This is a genomic window from Bacillus sp. FSL M7-0307 (genome assembly GCF_038627835.1).
Classification (GTDB): Bacteria; Bacillota; Bacilli; order Bacillales; family Bacillaceae; genus Bacillus; species Bacillus altitudinis.
The window spans coordinates 2,628,098-2,644,325 of record NZ_CP152023.1 but is presented as its reverse complement, the minus strand read 5'-3'; the positions used below and the strand labels follow the sequence as shown (position 1 = coordinate 2,644,325).

The window sequence follows — 16,228 nt, the reverse complement described above, 5'->3', positions numbered from 1 at the left end:
ACATAAAACGGTGAATGGATCGTATTGGCAAAAATACAATCCTGCTTATAAAAAACAAATGCAAAGCGGACACGAAAGGGTTCTCAGGTCTACTCGGGACACTACCCTGACATCACTTAGATCACAACAAGGGGGCTCATTATGGAGTTTATCATCGGTTTAATTGTCATTTTGCTTGCTTTGTTTTCAGTCGGTTATTTCCTCAGAAAAAATATATATAAAGAGATTGACCGGTTGGAAGCATGGAAAATTGAAATTTTAAACAGATCAATTGTAGAAGAAATTTCAAAAATCAAACATTTAAAAATGACCGGAGAAACAGAGCAGTTTTTTGAAAGATGGCGTGCAGAGTGGGACGATATCGTCACAGCCCATCTTCCAAAGGTAGAGGAGCTATTATATGATGCAGAGGAGTATTCTGATAAATATCGATTCTCCAAAGCAAAGCAAGTTCTTGCACATATAGGAGATCTGCTCACCGCTGCTGATTCAAACATCGAAGACATTTTAAAAGAGATTGCAGACCTTGTCACAAGTGAAGAGCAAAACCGAAAAGACATCGAGAAGGTCAAAGAGCAATATCAAACGGTACGAAAAAATCTACTTGCTTACAGCCATTTATATGGCACCCTTTATGACAAAATGGAGCAGGACTTGGACGAGGCCTGGGAAGGGATCAAGCAGTATGAAGAAGAGACAGAAAACGGAAACTACATGACAGCAAGGAAAATTTTGCTTGAGCAAGACCGCAGACTCGATCAGCTGCAATTATATATCAATGATGTACCGAAGCTCATCGCAGACTGCAAACAAACTGTGCCAGGTCAGCTGACGAAGCTGAAAGACGGTTATAAAGAAATGACAGACAAAGGCTACAAGCTAGAGCACATCCAGATCTCAAAAGAGCTGGAGAACTTGAATAAACAGCTGACCCGTGCGGAGAAGCTGCTGATTGATGAACTCAACTTAGATGAAGCATCAAGCATTCTGCAAATGATTGATGATGCGATTCAGACGCTGTATGATCAGTTAGAAGCAGAAGTAGAAGCAGGTCAGGAAATCAAGAGCAAAATGCCTGAGCTGACCGAAGCATTTGAAAAACTTGAACAAGACCACACGCAGACAAAGGCAGAAACGGCTCTTGTGAAAGAAAGCTACAAGCTTACAGCAGGAGAGCTGGATCAGCAGAAAGCATTCGAAAAACGATTAGAAGAAATTGAAAAGCTTATGAAGCAAATACGAGAGAAGCTTGATCGTGACCATGTCGCATACACATTATTAATGGATGAAATCAATCAGCTTGAGACCTTTATCGAGGATGCCAAAACGCTTCATGAAGCGTTTAAAGATCACCTTCAATCGTTACGAAAAGAAGAATTACAGGCAAGAGAAACATTGGCTGAACTTAAAACCATGCTGACAGATATAGTGCGCCAGCTGCACAAAAGCAACATTCCAGGTGTACCTGCTGACATCAAAGACCGTGCTGAAAAAGCGCAGGAGATGATTCAGCAAGTGCAGGAGCAGCTAGAAAATTTGCCGCTGAATATGCCTGCAGTGAACCAGCAATTAAAAGAAGCCTCTGAAACAGTCAGACATGTCGTTGATGAAACACATGACATGCTTCGTAAAGTGGATCAAATTGAACGGATTATACAATACGGCAACCGGTTTAGAAGTCAAAACCACATTCTTTCAGAGCAATTAAAAGAGGCAGAACGAAGATTTTATGCCTATGATTATAACGATTCATTTGAAGTGGCAGCAGCAGCTGTCGAAAAAGCATCACCTGGAGCCGTTCAGAAGCTTTTAACTCAGCAAGAAAAAGAATATCAGCATCAATAAAAAAGCTGAAGTCCATTTTAGGACTTCAGCTTTTTCCATGTTATGAAGCTTGCTTTTGGCGTTCTTCTGAAGCAGAAGAAGTGAAAAGAGAGATGACAAATCCAATCACGACTCCGAGTATGGCAGGCATAATCCAGCCTATACCAAGGTCATATAGCGGCAAGATCGTTTGAAAGAGATCTTTCACAGGACCAATCGGCAGTTTCGCCGCTGCTAAACCGTCAAACAGACTGACGCAGCCAGTTAAAATCAAAGTAAGGACATACACAGGTCTTCTATGACCAAGCCATTTGTCAGCAAGTGATAAAACGATAATCACAATTGCTAACGGGTAAATCGCAGTTAACACAGGTACTGAAAAAGCGATAATATGAGCAAGTCCAAAATTTGAAATGATAAAACTGAATAATGTGACGAGTGTAACGACCATTTTATAAGAAAGTTTAGGTAATAAATTTGAGAAATACTCTCCGCACGATGTCACGAGACCGATACTTGTGGTTAAACAGGCAACCGTAATCGCCGCGCCTAACACAATATTACCTAAACTGCCAAAAAGAAATTGTGAAGACTGAGCCAAGATTTTACTACCATCTCCAACAAAACCAATGGCGTGTGTACTTGAAGCACCTAAATAAGCAAGTGATAGATAAACAAATGTTAATCCGCAAGCTGCAATTAGGCCAGCTTTGATACAAGCAGATGTGAGTGCTTTTTTACTTGTTACGCCGCGTCCTTTAATGGCGTTGATGACAACAACTCCAAACACAATAGATGCAAGAGCGTCCATGGTTTTATAGCCTTCTAAAAACCCTTTGAAAAATGATCCATTGCTATAGGACACATCAGGTGTGCCAATGACGCCCATCGGTGTCAAAATGGCTTTGACGATAATAATCAAAATGATCGTAAATTTAATCGGTGTTAACACTTTCCCTACACGATCCACAATTTTCGTTGGATTTAGCGCAAGATAATACGTAATACCAAAAAAGGCCAGTGTAAATAAAAGAAGTGAGAGCCAAGCTGGTACACCAGCTAAAAAGGGTAGTGCACCAATTTCATATGAAACCGTTCCTGTACGAGGAATAGCGAAAAGTGGCCCGATAGATAAATATAAAATGACGGTAAACGCTGTTCCAAAAGCTGGGTGAGCTTTATCAGCTAATCCTTTCGCATCTCGACCTGTCAAAGCGATTGCAATAATCCCCAGAAGAGGTAAACCGACACCTGTTAATAAAAATCCGCCCATTGCTTTCCACACATTTTGCCCAGCATATTGACCTAGCTCAGGTGGATAGATCATATTACCGGCGCCGAAGAATAGAGCAAACAGCATAAAACCTATGATAACCGTATCTTTCGTCGACAAAGTTGCCTTCATTGCATTTAAAGCCTCCATTATTATGTTGAAATATTCTGTTAATTAGTTGCTAGGTAACCGTTCATCATTAACAATCACTAATTATAAAGGATGTACGCCTGATGTCAACATGTGTTTTCGTACAAAAGTCATGAATTTTTCTATTTTAGTATATGAAGAACAATAAAAAAACATCCCCTTCACTTTGGAAGAGGATGTTTAAAGAATGATTAGGATGCAAGCTGTTTAGGCGGGCCAGTCAACATAGAGATGAGTACGCCAATCCCTGCGCCGATGATCGCTGGTACAACCCACCCAATGCCTAAATCGTAAAATGGAATGAATGAATCTAAGAAGTTAGGTAAACCCCCTAGATTGAATTTGGCAGCAAGTAAGCCGTCAATAATGGCAAAAAATCCAGTGAAGATCAAGGATACGACATAAATCACTCGTCTGCCGTTAATCCAGCGGTCAAGGAACGATAATAAAATAATGACAATGGCCAGTGGATATATCGCTACGAGTACAGGCACCGATAGAGAAATGATTTGTGCCAGTCCGAGGTTTGCAACAAATGTGCTAAATAAAGAAACAATTAGAACGACGGTACGATAAGAAAGTGCTGGGAAAAGCTTTGAAAAATATTCCCCGCATGACGAGACAAGTCCAACACTTGTTGTGAGACAAGCGAATAAAATGGCTGCGCCAAGAACAATGTTACCAGCAGAACCGAATAAAAAGTTTGCAGAAAGTGAAAGTAGTTTTCCTCCTTCATTTGCTCCGACCATTCCAGTTGCATCAGGGCTTGAAGCACCAACATAAGCAAGTGAAATATACACGAGTGCTAGTCCCACTGCTGCAACAAGACCAGCTTTTATACAAGCCGATGCAAGTGATTTTCGTTCTGTGATCCCTCTATCTTTCACAGCTGTTACGACCACGATTCCAAAAACGATAGAAGCAAGAGCATCCATTGTTTTATAACCTTCTAAAAACCCAGTAAAGAGAGGGTTTGCTTTATATGTCGCATCAGGCGCACCGATCATTCCCATCGGTGTAGCAATGGCTTTAAACACAATAATGGCAATAACCGCTAATAAGATTGGTGTCAGCACTTTACCAATTCGATCAACCAGCTTTGAAGGGTTTAAAGCAAGAAGATACGTAATGGTGAAAAACACCAGAGTAAAGATGAATAATGGAATCCATGATTCAGCCTGTCCTTCAGAAAGAAATGGAGCTAATCCAATTTCATAAGAAACCGTACCAGTTCGCGGAATGGCGAAAAATGGTCCAATGGATAAATACAGAATAACGGTGAAGATGGTCCCGAATTTAGGGTGAGCTTTATCCGCAAGACCTTTGGCTCCGGTACCTGTAAGGGCGACAGCAATAACCCCTAATAGCGGAAGACCTACGCCTGTGAGTAGAAATCCGCCGATGGCAAGCCATACATTTTCACCTGCATATTGCCCAAGAACAGGTGGGAAAATCATATTTCCTGCACCAAAGAATAATGCAAAAAGCATTAGCCCAATAGCCAATGTCTCTTTTATACTTAAACTATTTTTCAAAATAGTCCCTCCTCAATCAGTGTATTGTGTCAAATTTAAATATTCTGACAATTTAGGTGTTTATATGACAATTGCACTATGGATGATATAGTGAAAATGAAAAGTTGTCAACTGCCATTTTCAGAAAATTCTCTGTCTGACTTCATTATGGTAACATATAAATGCATTTATTTTTTAAGTTTTTTTGTAAGGAGTTTAAGATATGATTTATCTTGATAATAGTGCCACAACAAAGCCTTATCCAGAGGTTTTACAAGTGCATCAGCAAGTGAGTGAGCGTTTTTTTGGGAATCCGTCTTCGCTGCATCAACTTGGAATTGATGCGAGCCGTCTATTAAGTGAAACGCGAAAACAAATCCTTCACTATACAGGCTTTACACAATATGAGATTATTTTTACTTCAGGTGCAACAGAAGCAAATAACATTGCCATCAAAGGGGCTGCTCTTGCCAAGATGAACCGAGGCAGACATATTGTCACAACAGCGATTGAGCATCCATCTGTCATCGAATCGTTTGAACAGCTGAAAACATTATTTGGCTTTGATATTTCCTATATTCAAGTAAATGAGCATGGCCGTGCAGATATGACGCATTTAAAAGAAGTGCTTCGCCCTGATACAGTGCTTGTCAGTCTCATGCATGTAAACAATGAAACAGGCGCGATTCAGCCGATAGAGGAAGCGGCCAGCATCATTCGGACGTATGCCAAAGAGGCGATTTTTCATGTCGACGACGTACAAGGAATCGGCAAGGTTCCGCTGCCTAAAAAGATGGATATTGATCTTTTAACGATGTCAGGCCACAAGATTCACGGCCTGAAGGGAACAGGTGCCCTCTTTTTAAAGAAAGAGATCGTGCTTGCGCCTTTTATCACAGGAGGAGAGCAAGAACTTGGCCTTCGCTCAGGGACTGAGAACCCTGCTGGAGCTGTCAGCTTAGCAAAAGCCATAAAGCAATCATTTGAATATTTAAACAAGCATCATGATGAGATGATCGCCTTAAAAACGGAGCTAGAGCAACAGCTTGGAAAGATAGAAGGCATCGTAATAAACACACCGCTGACGCATAGTGCACCGCACATTGTGAATTTTTCAGTGCCTGGTATTCAAATCGAAGTCCTTCTCCATATGCTCGAAAAAGAAGGCATTTACGTTTCGACAACGTCTGCTTGTTCTGCTAAGAAAAAGGAACCAAGCCGTGTCCTGCTGGCGATGGGGAAATCAGAAGAAGCAGCCAAAAGCAGCATGAGAATCAGTTTGACATATGGACAAGGACCAGAGCTAGCGCCGCAAATCATCACATCGATCGCACAAAGTGTGAAAAAATTAAAAGGAATGAGATAACAACATGAAGTATGACCATATTTTAGTCCGTTTTGGTGAGATTTCAACAAAAGGGAAAAATAGAAAGAAATTTATCGAAAAACTAAGACAGCATATCCGGTTTGTATTGAAAGACTTTGAAGCATTAAAGTATGCATCTGACAGAGACCGCATTACGATCATGCTAAACGGAGAAGACCCTGAACCGATTTCAGAACAGCTTAAAGGTGTATTTGGCATTCAAAGCTTTAGCCTGGCTGTGAAATGTGAGACAAATCTTGATGCCATCAAAGAAGCGGCACTCTCAGCGGTTCAGGAAGTGTATGAACAAGGAAATACATTTAAGGTCTCAACGAAACGCTCTTATAAACAATTTGAGCTTGATTCAAATGAAATGAACCGAGAAATTGGTGGACATGTTCTAAGGAATACAGACAACTTAACCGTTAATGTGAAACAGCCAGATGTTCACTTGCGAATTGAAATAAGAGAACACGCGACGTACATTACATTTAAAGATGTAAAAGGAGCAGGCGGACTGCCAGTTGGTTCAAGCGGAAGAGCGATGTTGATGCTCTCTGGCGGCTTTGACAGCCCAGTGGCCGGCTATCAGGCAATGAAACGAGGCATTCAAATTGAAGCTGTTCATTTCTTTAGCCCGCCTTATACAAGTGAACGTGCCAAGCAAAAGGTCATTGATCTAGCGGAATGCTTAGCTGCTTATGGAGGCGAAGTCAAGCTTCACATCGTTCCTTTTACGAAAATCCAAGAGCTAATACACAAACAAGTACCAGAAAATTATACGATGACTTCAACGAGAAGAATGATGCTCAAAATTGCAGATAAAATAAGAGCCAAGCGTGATGCGCTTGCCATTATTACAGGTGAAAGCCTTGGTCAAGTGGCAAGTCAGACACTTGAAAGCATGTATGCCATTAATCATGTCACAAACACACCAATCATTCGCCCGCTGATTGCCGTGGATAAGAATGACATTATCGAAGAAGCGAGACGAATTGGCACATATGAGACAAGCATTCAGCCATTTGAGGATTGCTGCACAATCTTTACGCCGCCATCTCCAAAAACAAAACCAAAGCTTGAAAAGGTAGAACGCTACGAAAGCTTTGCTGAATTCGAGCCAATGCTTGACGAGGCAGTGGAGCAGATCGAAACAATCGTCGTCACAAATGAAAAGAAAGCAGCTGACAAATTCGCTGATTTATTCTAAATAAAAAATTTCATAATAATTACCATAAAATCAATCGCATGAAGTCATGTGTTTCTACACATTCTATATTCACAAGGAGGTGAGAACACATGGCTCAACAAAACAGACAAAGCAGTTCTAATCAATTAGTCGTTCCAGGCGCTGCACAAGCGATCGACCAAATGAAGTACGAAATCGCTTCAGAATTTGGCGTAAACCTTGGACCAGAAACAACAGCTCGCGCTAACGGATCAGTTGGTGGAGAAATCACTAAGCGTCTTGTATCTTACGCTCAACAACATATGGGTGGCGGATCTTTCTAAGACACACAATTAAAAAGCTATGGCTTATGAGCGGGTTCATTCCCGCTCTTTTCTTTTTGTACATATAAATTGTTAGAATATTTTTAAAAAAGAAGACGAAATAAAAAAATTATGGCATAATACTAGGAGTAGGTCCTAATTCAAGCATTTTTCAGTTATGAGTGTTAGAATAGGTAAATTGAAACATGATTCGTTTCATAGAAAGAGGCTAAAAGGAGCTGTACCATGAAAAGAGAAGACTTAATTGCACCAGAACAATATAACTTAGTCAGTGAGATTGAAGCGTTCAGTCATGACCAGAAGAAAATCGCCCTGCACTGGCAGGACGGGAATGGCCATGAAGCGCATGTGACATATGCAGCATTAGTAGAAGAGGCGAATAAAATTGGTCATGTTCTATTAAATGCAGGCTTTAAAAAAGGCGATAAAATCATTGTGATGGTGCCGCGTATGCTAGAGGCATACAGCATTTATTTAGCCATTTTAAAAACAGGAATGGTTGTAATTCCTTGTTCAGAAATGCTTCGCGCTAAAGATATAGATTACCGAATTGAGCATGCAGAAGCAAAAGGAGCAATTGTTTACGCATCATTCATTCAATCATTCGACGGAACCAATCAGCCAAAAGATTTTAAAACATTCTCGATTGGTGAGAATGATCATGGCTGGACAAATATTGTTGCGCAAAAGGAAGAGCAATCAAGCGAGTTAAAAATGGCAGAAACAACACGTACGGACATGGCGTTTCTATCTTATACATCAGGCACAACAGGTAATCCAAAAGGGGTTGTTCATACACATGGCTGGGCGTATGCACATTTACGTACTGCGGCCAAGGCATGGCTCTCCATTAATGAAGGGGATAAAGTATGGGCAACAGCAGGACCAGGCTGGCAAAAATGGGTGTGGAGTCCTCTCTTATCTGTTTTAGGAAGCGGAGCAGAAGGTTTTGTTTATGGAGGGAAATTTAATCCGAATACGTACTTAGAGCTGCTTCAAAAAAATGAAATCAATGTTCTATGCTGTACACCAACAGAATATCGGTTTATGGCAAAAGTGGATGACCTCAGTCAGTACGAGCTGCCAACATTGCATAGTGCTGTTTCTGCGGGAGAGCCGCTCAACCGTGAAGTCATCGATACGTTCAAAAAACATTTCAATATCGAAGTGCGAGATGGTTACGGGCAAACAGAAAGCACGCTGCTGGTCGGGGTGCTGAAAGGAATGGACATCAAGCCGGGCAGTATGGGCAAACCAACACCTGGCAATGAAGTAGAGATCATTGATGAGAATGGCCAGATCTGTGCTCCAGGAGAAATAGGTGACATTGCCGTTCATCTTGAAACGCCGGCTTTATTCAAGGAATACTACAAAGATGCAGAGCGTACAAAGGCGCAGCGCCGCGGGGATTACTTTATCACCGGTGACCGTGCGAAAAAAGATGAAGACGGGTATTTTTGGTTTGAAAGCCGCAGGGATGACATCATCGTCAGCTCAGGTTATACAATTGGCCCGTTTGAAGTCGAAGATGCACTCATTAAACACCCAGCAGTGAAAGAATGTGCGGTCGTGGCAAGTCCAGATGAAATCAGAGGATCAATCGTGAAAGCATACGTTGTCCTGCGAGATGCATCTGCACAAAGCGATGAGCTGATTAAAGAACTGCAAACACACGTGAAAAATACAACAGCACCGTACAAATATCCAAGAGAAATCGAATTCATTGACGAGCTACCAAAAACTCCGTCAGCGAAAATTCGACGTGTCGAGCTGAGAGAAAGAGAGCTTGCACGAAAATCATCATAACAGTAGAAACAATAAGCGTCTGGATGGAAAACCATCCAGCGCTTTTTTTATTGGACAAATCAAATATGTAAAATTCGTTCATGATGTTTTATGTTAAAATGTGTAAGGATGATTTGAAAAGGAGAATGTTCTGAAGATGTCAATTGCGATTATTCATGGAATTGTGCTTGCCTTTGGTCTTATTTTACCTTTGGGCGCGCAAAATGTATTTGTATTTCAGCAAGGAGCCCTTCAGCCTCGATTATATCGCGTGCTGCCTGTGGTCATCACAGCCGCCCTCTGCGACACACTTTTAATCACTTTAGCTGTCATTGGGGTTTCGGTTGTTGTTCTCACCATTCCGATCTTGCAAATAGCTCTTTTTATCATTGGATTTTTCTTTTTACTTTATATGGGGTGGTCAGTTTGGAACACAAGCTCTGCATCAGGTAATCAAGAAAAGGTGGACTTGATGCCTGTGAGAAAACAAATCGTATTTGCCTGTTCCGTTTCACTATTAAACCCTCACGCGATTCTCGATACGATTGGCGTGATTGGAACGAACTCCCTTCAATATCATGGGGCGGAAAAAATGGCATTTACCGCAGCCTGTATGATTGTCTCGTGGTTATGGTTTATGGGTCTTGCCCTTCTTGGGAAAATGTTAGGGAAGCTAGATACAAACGGCAAGTGGATGAACCGTATCAATAAAGCCTCAGCCGTCATGATCTGGCTGGTTGCATTATATATCGCCTATCAGCTTATTGCATAAAGGATACATAGAGCAAAAGAGACGTGATGCGCGAAAATGGATGCTGAACATGTCATGGGAAGAAGCGTTGGATGGAAAACATCCGGCGCTTTTTTCTTTCTACTATCTCGGGCGAAGCTTCAGTTACATCCTGTTCATTTTTATCAGACATGCTGACAATTCAATTACCTGGAGGAAATGATCAAAATAGGATCTATGCTACACTATAATAAATGTATTTTATTGGATGTGGTGGTTTTCAAAATGGCTCATAGAGAACAGCGTAAAGGGGCAGTGCTTGCTGTCTTTGATACATTGACGTTTGGTGTACCAGTCTTGTTGTGGAATTTATATAAGAATACGAATAAAACATTGAAGCTGATGATCCCGCTTATTCCAATAGTAGGTTTGATCACTTATCTTTTAGCATCTCTTTACTAATGTGTTCAAAAATCATTTGCATGAGCGATACGCTCATGCTTTTTTCATTCGATCATTTTTTGAAGATGGTTTGATTTAACAGACGGAGGGCTTGTACGATATCATCCATTTGATTTTGGTCAGAGGAAGAAAGGCTGTCCATGAGCATGGATTCAATTTGTTGAAATGCTTTGTCCATACACGCACGGCCTTTTTTAGACAGCATAATGACATGTTTTCGCTTGTCATCTTTATCTTCTTGTCTATCAATGAATTGTTTTTCGTGAAGTTTTTTCAATTCTCTGCTGACATTCGGAAGAGACATGTGCTGACAATCGGCGATTTCACTAGGTGTTAGCGGCTCACTGACGGCTAGCTGCTCCAGAATCAAATATTGTAGAGTGGTTAGATCAGATGGTTTGATCTTGCTCATCATAGCATGTTTCAGCTCAGAAAAAGTAGAAGCAAATGCGACGAACTCTTTGAAAAAATACGGGTATTTCATCATTTTTCACCTCCTACATACCATATCAAATTTGTTATCAAAAAACAATTATCATTTGACAACTAAATGAGAGAGGTGTATGCTATTGGTTATCAAATGATAACTAAAGGAGCCAAGCCATGAATGTACTCATTATTTATACTCACCCTCATCACAATAGTTTAAATGGTGCTTTTTTAAAAGAAATCCTTAAAGGCAGTGAAGGAAATCCAAACGTACAAGAAGTGAGAATCATAGATTTATACAAAGAAAAATTTGATCCTGTACTTATTTTTAACGAAGAGAAAAAAAGACGTGATATGCATAAGGACCCTGAGATTCAAGAATATCAAGAGAAGATCAAATGGGCAGACAACATCGTGTTTGTTTATCCGATTTGGTGGGGGCGGCCGCCAGCCATGCTGCTTGGTTTTATTGATCGAATGTTTGCAGCGAATTTTGCTTACCGTCAAACAGGCGGGCTACTTCCAGAAGGTTTGTTAAAAGGAAAGAGGGCTGTATGTGTATCGACAATGCAAGGACCGACCCACTACCCTTTCTTCTTTTTGCAAAATGCCCATAAGATGTTAATGAAACGAGCTCTTTTGCAATATGTCGGAATTAAACCGGTGAAGTTCTTTGAATTTGGCATGATGGAAAGTCCAAAAGGGAAGCACGACGCTAAATTAAAACGAATTTACAACTATTTTCGGAATATCAGCTCATAAAACCACATTCCTTGAGTCACTTTTCTTCTAATTTGAACCTGTTATGTCTTAAAATGACAGAGAGAGTGAGTGACTCATTCTCTTTATTTGAAAAGGGGGATATGGATGAAGAAAACATTGTTTAAAGATGCGGCTCTTATCACACTTGATCCATCTTTAGGTTTTCTGGAGAAGGGAGATCTATTAATTGAAGGGGCACATATTTTAGAAGTCGGACCTTCGATTGAAGCAAGTGGTGCTGATGTTGTTGATGCGTCTGACATGGTCATCATGCCAGGGCTTGTGGATACCCACCGTCATGTGTGGCAGTCTGTCATACGGGGAATCGGAACAGATTGGTCTTTGCAAACGTATTTGAGTAAAATTTATTATGGCAACTATGGGGCGATGAGACGTCCGTCAGATGATCGAATTGCTAATTATTTAGGCGCATTAGAGGCATTAGATGCAGGAGTGACCACGTTTTTCGACTGGACGATGATCAATTCTATGGATCATACAGAAGAACTCATTGGAGGTTTAAAAGATGCGGGTATTCGAGCGGTCTTTGGTTTTGGTACCTCTGGAGATGCAGCGTATTGGGACAGAGAGAGTACGCTCACGAATATGGAAGACGCAGCCCGCGTGAAACAAAAACATTTTCAATCATCGGATCAGCTGTTGACGATGGGACTTGCCATTCGTGGACCTGAATTTTCTTCATGGGAGACGACCGTCTTTGAAATTGAAACAGCGAGATCACTAGATGCATTATGCAGTATGCACATTGGCTTTGGAAATTGGGGAGCGGCGGATCGATCGATTGAGCGGCTTCATCAAGCAGGGCTGCTCGGGCCTGATTTGAATATGGTGCATATCAATGCAATTGATGCAGATCAAATGAAGATGTTAGCTGGTAGCGGAAGCTCCATCTCTATTACACCTGAGATTGAGATGATGATGGGACACGGATATCCTGTCACAGGGCTCGCCATTGAAAATGGCGTTCTGCCAACGCTTGGTGTAGATGTGGTGACAGCGACAGGCGGAGATTTATTTGCCCAAATGAAATTCGGACTACAGGCAGAACGAGCGATTCAAAATCAATCTTTATTGATGGAAGGGACGATGCCAGGGCCTGAACTTGGATTGTCTGCACAGCAAATGCTTGAAGCAGCCACAATAAACGGGGCTCGTGCCTTGAAGCTTGATGACAAAATCGGCTCACTCACACCTGGAAAAGAAGCTGATTTTATCTTGATCGATCGGACAAGCATGAATCTTCTTCCGATGACAGATCCAGCTGGGGCAGTTGTTCAAACGGCACACCCTTCAAATGTTGATTCTGTCTATGTGGCTGGAAAAGCAGTGAAACAAAATGGGAAGCTGGTTGGAGTGAACTTAGAAGAGGTCAAACAAAAAGCTTATGCGGCAAGAGATCACATTTTATCGCATCAGTTTGAATCAACAAAATGAATGAAGCACAATATCCCCATAGGCCAGTGCCTATGGGGAATACTTTACAACGATTCTTTAATGACTTTTTTATAATATTGGACAGATAGGAATCCGAAGACGGAGTATAAAACGGTATAAATCGTCATCACAATCAGCATAGGAGTCCACAGTTCGCTGCCAAATAAAAACCAGCCAGATTGTACAGCAAAGTAGCTGTGCAGCAGTCCGACGAGAAGCGGAATGCCAAAGTTGAAGAGCTGTTTGAGCCGAATGCCTTTTAAGAGATCTGTCTCCGTAAAACCAAGCTTACGCAGAATCGTGTATGAGCTTTGTTCCTCTTCACTCTCATTCATCTGTTTAAAGTATAAAATACAGCCTGATGTCACAAGGAAGCTGAGGCCTAAAAATCCGACTACAAACATCATCAATCCGATGGTTTGTTTTTGCTGCTGAGTGTTAGCAAATCTAGACATGCTTTCATCACTCAATTTCGCAGACATAAAGACGTCATTGGCTTGTTCAACCTTTCCCTCATCTTTTATATTGATCGCAATATATTGGTTATTCTCACGCTGCAGTTTAGGATCTTTGTTTTGGTCGAGCTGCTCAAAAACACTTTCACTGACGACAGCAACAGGTAGGCCGCCAAAAGTAAACTGGTAAGAGATTAAATGATCCTTTTTCATATCAATTACTTTTAAATCAATTGGTTTTTTTATTAAAAGTTTCACATCACCGGTGCTTTGAATCGGCATGAATTTTTTCAATAAATCATTGTAGCCGCTTAACATGACTTCGTTGTTCTCTACATGAATATTTGGTGCGTTTTTCTCGCTGATCACAGGTAGTGTCAAGACTCCTGGAGCTTTATTCACACTGCTTAACTTCGTATCGATGATCTGATTTGCATCAAAATCGGCTTGAATGACCTCGAACTGCTTTTTCTCATAGGCAATATGCTGATCAGAAAGTGCACGAGTGAATGTGCCAGCATCCTTCTCTGACCCCATGACAAAATGTGCTGGAATTTGTTGTTCAGCTGTTTTTTCTGCTGAGTAGTAGGAAATATAGCTGAGTGATAACAAACCGATGGCAAGTGCAGATACTGTAGTAATAATCGTTAACAGCAATGCATTTGATTTTAAACGGAACATTATCGACGATAAAGACAAGACTTCATGAATGGCAAGGTAGCCATTTTTTCTTTTTCGTACGATATTGGCAATGAATGAAACAGAGCCTTTATAGAAAAGGAAAGTACCAATAATGACAGAACCTAAAATATAGATCATGGCTAAAAATAACGAAAACATCGATGTGTATGTGCCACTAAAAAGCTGAGAAGAAATGTAATAGCCTGAGCTGATGAAGGCAATGCCTAGAATCCCGATGATGATTTCAAAGACAGAGATTTTTTTAATGCGCTGCTCTGTAGAAGAGGTGGTTCTAAACAAAGCTAAGATCGTTTGCTTCTGAATGAAACGTCTATTTCTTAGCATGATGACAACATAAATCAAGAGAAACACGATGACCGTTTGCAAAAGAGCCATGCCAGAAAAATGAAGATTGGCAATTGCATGAACACCGGTCACTTTAAATAGAACCATCAGCATCAGCTTTGAGCCGATAAATCCGGTAAATATACCAATAGCCATCGCAATTATATATAGGATAAAATTTTCTGCATGGAGCAGCTTGGCAATATTTTGTTTCGTCATTCCAATGAGCTGCAAGAGGCCGATTTCTTTTCCTCTACGTTTGATGAAAATGCTATTTGCATATAAAAGGAAGATGCCGACGATGGCGATTAGCAGAATAGAAGCGGCTTTAATTGACGCACCGCCTTTAATAGACCCTTTTACATCATCAAGTGCTGGTGAATACTGCAAGGTGACAAAGGAAAAATAGAGCGCCACACTAAATACAAGTGCAAACACGTATAAATAGTAATTTTTTAAGTTTTTCTTCAGATTGCGGAAGACGAGCTGATTAATGTTCATGCTTCACACCGCCTAAAACACCTTGCGTTTTCATAATATCCTCGAAAAACATCTTTCTCTCTAGTGCGCCTTTATTCAATTGTGTATAGATCTGTCCATCTTTGATAAAAATCACTCGTCTTGAATAACTGGCTGCAACAGGGTCATGGGTCACCATGACAATAGTTGCTTTGCGCTTGTGATTGAATTCTTGCAGCTTGTTCAGTAAGTCAGACGCAGATTTGGAATCAAGTGCTCCAGTTGGTTCATCAGCAAAAATGAGGCTTGGTTCGTGAATAAAGGCACGAACCGCAGATGTCCGTTGCTTTTGTCCCCCAGACAGTTCATTTGGATATTTGTCTCTTAGTTCATAAATCCCCATATCCTCTGCAAGCTGTTGAAAGCGTTCAAAAGCTTCTTTTTTAGGCGTTTTGGAGATGGATAATGGCAAGAGGATGTTCTCTTTAACCGTGAGTGTATCAAGTAAGTTATAATCCTGAAAAACAAAGCCAAGCTGTTTCTTTCTAAATTCAGCGAGCTGCTGATCTTTCATTTGCGTCATTTCTGCATCCGCGATCCGAATCGATCCGCTGGACACATGATCAATCGATGACAATACGTTCAAAAGGGTCGTTTTCCCCGAGCCTGATGGCCCCATGATGCTGACAAATTCTCCAGCTTCTATCGTCAAATCAATGCCTTTCAGCACCTCTTGTTTATTGAATTTGTTTCCATAGTTTTTATATAACTTGCGAGCTTCTAAAATGTTCATCTGTCGAACCCCTTTTTTATTTAATTGATATCTCTAGTATAAAAAGAAGCCGATCAGACTTCCTGCGATTTGGCGAACAAAATAGACGTGCATGTGACATTGTTGTCACATGCTTGTTTTATATGTCAAAGCCTTATGTAGAATTCAGATTGATATTCAATTATTTTATCTGTTTTTCGCTATGATGTATCAAATTTCTTGTTTTTTTCTGATGAACCTTTACAGAGTATGTG

Annotated in this window: 14 protein-coding genes; 9 read left to right on the top strand and 5 right to left on the bottom strand. The window is 40.8% G+C overall.

The annotated features are described in order from the left end of the window. Window positions 1–141 precede the first annotated feature (141 nt). Window positions 142–1,845 carry a septation ring formation regulator EzrA gene (ezrA, locus tag MHI41_RS13470; protein WP_342494247.1) on the top strand — a complete coding sequence of 568 codons (1,704 nt, stop codon included), beginning with the start codon at window positions 142–144 and terminating at the stop codon, window positions 1,843–1,845. A gap of 40 nt (window positions 1,846–1,885) precedes the next feature. Here ezrA and brnQ (MHI41_RS13465) read toward each other — a convergent pair whose 3' ends face one another. After that, window positions 1,886–3,229 carry a branched-chain amino acid transport system II carrier protein gene (brnQ, locus tag MHI41_RS13465; RefSeq protein WP_142155744.1) on the bottom strand — a complete coding sequence of 448 codons (1,344 nt, stop codon included), beginning with the start codon at window positions 3,227–3,229 and terminating at the stop codon, window positions 1,886–1,888. A gap of 209 nt (window positions 3,230–3,438) precedes the next feature. Beyond that, on the bottom strand, window positions 3,439–4,782 hold the full coding sequence (brnQ, locus tag MHI41_RS13460; RefSeq protein WP_057079202.1) for a branched-chain amino acid transport system II carrier protein: 1,344 nt from the start codon (window positions 4,780–4,782) through the stop codon (window positions 3,439–3,441). Between the two features lie 202 nt (window positions 4,783–4,984). On the opposite strand from brnQ (MHI41_RS13460), the gene MHI41_RS13455 reads away from it, so the two are divergent. The 6 genes from MHI41_RS13455 (at window position 4,985) to MHI41_RS13430 (ending at window position 10,616) form a co-directional block, all read left to right on the top strand. Then, on the top strand, window positions 4,985–6,127 hold the full coding sequence (locus MHI41_RS13455) for a cysteine desulfurase family protein (RefSeq protein ID WP_342494246.1): 1,143 nt from the start codon (window positions 4,985–4,987) through the stop codon (window positions 6,125–6,127). A 4-nt stretch (window positions 6,128–6,131) separates the two neighbouring features. Next, window positions 6,132–7,337, top strand: a complete 1,206-nt coding sequence (gene thiI, locus MHI41_RS13450; RefSeq protein WP_007501769.1) for a tRNA uracil 4-sulfurtransferase ThiI — start codon at window positions 6,132–6,134, stop codon at window positions 7,335–7,337. An 89-nt stretch (window positions 7,338–7,426) separates the two neighbouring features. Further along, on the top strand, window positions 7,427–7,639 hold the full coding sequence (locus tag MHI41_RS13445) for an alpha/beta-type small acid-soluble spore protein (protein WP_003216385.1): 213 nt from the start codon (window positions 7,427–7,429) through the stop codon (window positions 7,637–7,639). Between the two features lie 225 nt (window positions 7,640–7,864). Continuing rightward, window positions 7,865–9,445 carry an acyl--CoA ligase gene (locus tag MHI41_RS13440; protein ID WP_041092562.1) on the top strand — a complete coding sequence of 527 codons (1,581 nt, stop codon included), beginning with the start codon at window positions 7,865–7,867 and terminating at the stop codon, window positions 9,443–9,445. Window positions 9,446–9,581: 136 nt separating this feature from the next. After that, window positions 9,582–10,196: a LysE/ArgO family amino acid transporter gene (locus tag MHI41_RS13435; RefSeq protein WP_268448853.1), complete on the top strand. Its 615-nt coding sequence runs from the start codon at window positions 9,582–9,584 to the stop codon at window positions 10,194–10,196. 243 nt (window positions 10,197–10,439) lie between these two features. Beyond that, window positions 10,440–10,616 carry a hypothetical protein gene (locus MHI41_RS13430; protein WP_268448850.1) on the top strand — a complete coding sequence of 59 codons (177 nt, stop codon included), beginning with the start codon at window positions 10,440–10,442 and terminating at the stop codon, window positions 10,614–10,616. A 52-nt stretch (window positions 10,617–10,668) separates the two neighbouring features. Here the strand turns inward: MHI41_RS13430 and MHI41_RS13425 are convergent, their stop codons facing one another. After that, window positions 10,669–11,100, bottom strand: a complete 432-nt coding sequence (locus MHI41_RS13425) for a MarR family transcriptional regulator (protein ID WP_342494245.1) — start codon at window positions 11,098–11,100, stop codon at window positions 10,669–10,671. A gap of 119 nt (window positions 11,101–11,219) precedes the next feature. Between MHI41_RS13425 and MHI41_RS13420 the strand changes: the two genes are divergently transcribed. Further along, complete coding sequence (locus MHI41_RS13420; RefSeq protein ID WP_268448844.1) at window positions 11,220–11,807, top strand: NAD(P)H-dependent oxidoreductase; 588 nt, start codon at window positions 11,220–11,222, stop codon at window positions 11,805–11,807. Between the two features lie 105 nt (window positions 11,808–11,912). Next, window positions 11,913–13,262, top strand: a complete 1,350-nt coding sequence (locus tag MHI41_RS13415) for an amidohydrolase family protein (RefSeq protein ID WP_317327787.1) — start codon at window positions 11,913–11,915, stop codon at window positions 13,260–13,262. A 44-nt stretch (window positions 13,263–13,306) separates the two neighbouring features. Here MHI41_RS13415 and MHI41_RS13410 read toward each other — a convergent pair whose 3' ends face one another. Both MHI41_RS13410 and MHI41_RS13405 read right to left on the bottom strand, forming a co-directional pair. Beyond that, the gene (locus MHI41_RS13410; protein ID WP_342494244.1) at window positions 13,307–15,244 is read right to left on the bottom strand and encodes an ABC transporter permease; all 1,938 of its coding nucleotides are present in this window, start codon (window positions 15,242–15,244) and stop codon (window positions 13,307–13,309) included. Beyond that, window positions 15,234–15,995: an ABC transporter ATP-binding protein gene (locus tag MHI41_RS13405; RefSeq protein ID WP_272511781.1), complete on the bottom strand. Its 762-nt coding sequence runs from the start codon at window positions 15,993–15,995 to the stop codon at window positions 15,234–15,236. Before MHI41_RS13405 ends, MHI41_RS13410 begins: the two co-directional genes overlap by 11 nt. Between the last annotated feature and the right edge of the window lie 233 nt (window positions 15,996–16,228).

Excerpts from the sequence above, each read along its gene's own strand:
- MHI41_RS13415 (WP_317327787.1), top strand. The coding sequence starts at position 11,913 with ATGAAGAAAACATTGTTTAAAGATGCGGCTCTTATCACACTTGATCCA.
- MHI41_RS13420 (WP_268448844.1), top strand. The coding sequence starts at position 11,220 with ATGAATGTACTCATTATTTATACTCACCCTCATCACAATAGTTTAAAT.
- MHI41_RS13410 (WP_342494244.1), bottom strand. The coding sequence starts at position 15,244 with ATGAACATTAATCAGCTCGTCTTCCGCAATCTGAAGAAAAACTTAAAA.
- MHI41_RS13435 (WP_268448853.1), top strand. The coding sequence starts at position 9,582 with ATGTCAATTGCGATTATTCATGGAATTGTGCTTGCCTTTGGTCTTATT.
- MHI41_RS13425 (WP_342494245.1), bottom strand. The coding sequence starts at position 11,100 with ATGAAATACCCGTATTTTTTCAAAGAGTTCGTCGCATTTGCTTCTACT.
- MHI41_RS13455 (WP_342494246.1), top strand. The coding sequence starts at position 4,985 with ATGATTTATCTTGATAATAGTGCCACAACAAAGCCTTATCCAGAGGTT.
- MHI41_RS13445 (WP_003216385.1), top strand. The coding sequence starts at position 7,427 with ATGGCTCAACAAAACAGACAAAGCAGTTCTAATCAATTAGTCGTTCCA.
- ezrA (WP_342494247.1), top strand. The coding sequence starts at position 142 with ATGGAGTTTATCATCGGTTTAATTGTCATTTTGCTTGCTTTGTTTTCA.
- MHI41_RS13405 (WP_272511781.1), bottom strand. The coding sequence starts at position 15,995 with ATGAACATTTTAGAAGCTCGCAAGTTATATAAAAACTATGGAAACAAA.
- brnQ (WP_142155744.1), bottom strand. The coding sequence starts at position 3,229 with ATGAAGGCAACTTTGTCGACGAAAGATACGGTTATCATAGGTTTTATG.
- thiI (WP_007501769.1), top strand. The coding sequence starts at position 6,132 with ATGAAGTATGACCATATTTTAGTCCGTTTTGGTGAGATTTCAACAAAA.
- MHI41_RS13430 (WP_268448850.1), top strand. The coding sequence starts at position 10,440 with ATGGCTCATAGAGAACAGCGTAAAGGGGCAGTGCTTGCTGTCTTTGAT.
- MHI41_RS13440 (WP_041092562.1), top strand. The coding sequence starts at position 7,865 with ATGAAAAGAGAAGACTTAATTGCACCAGAACAATATAACTTAGTCAGT.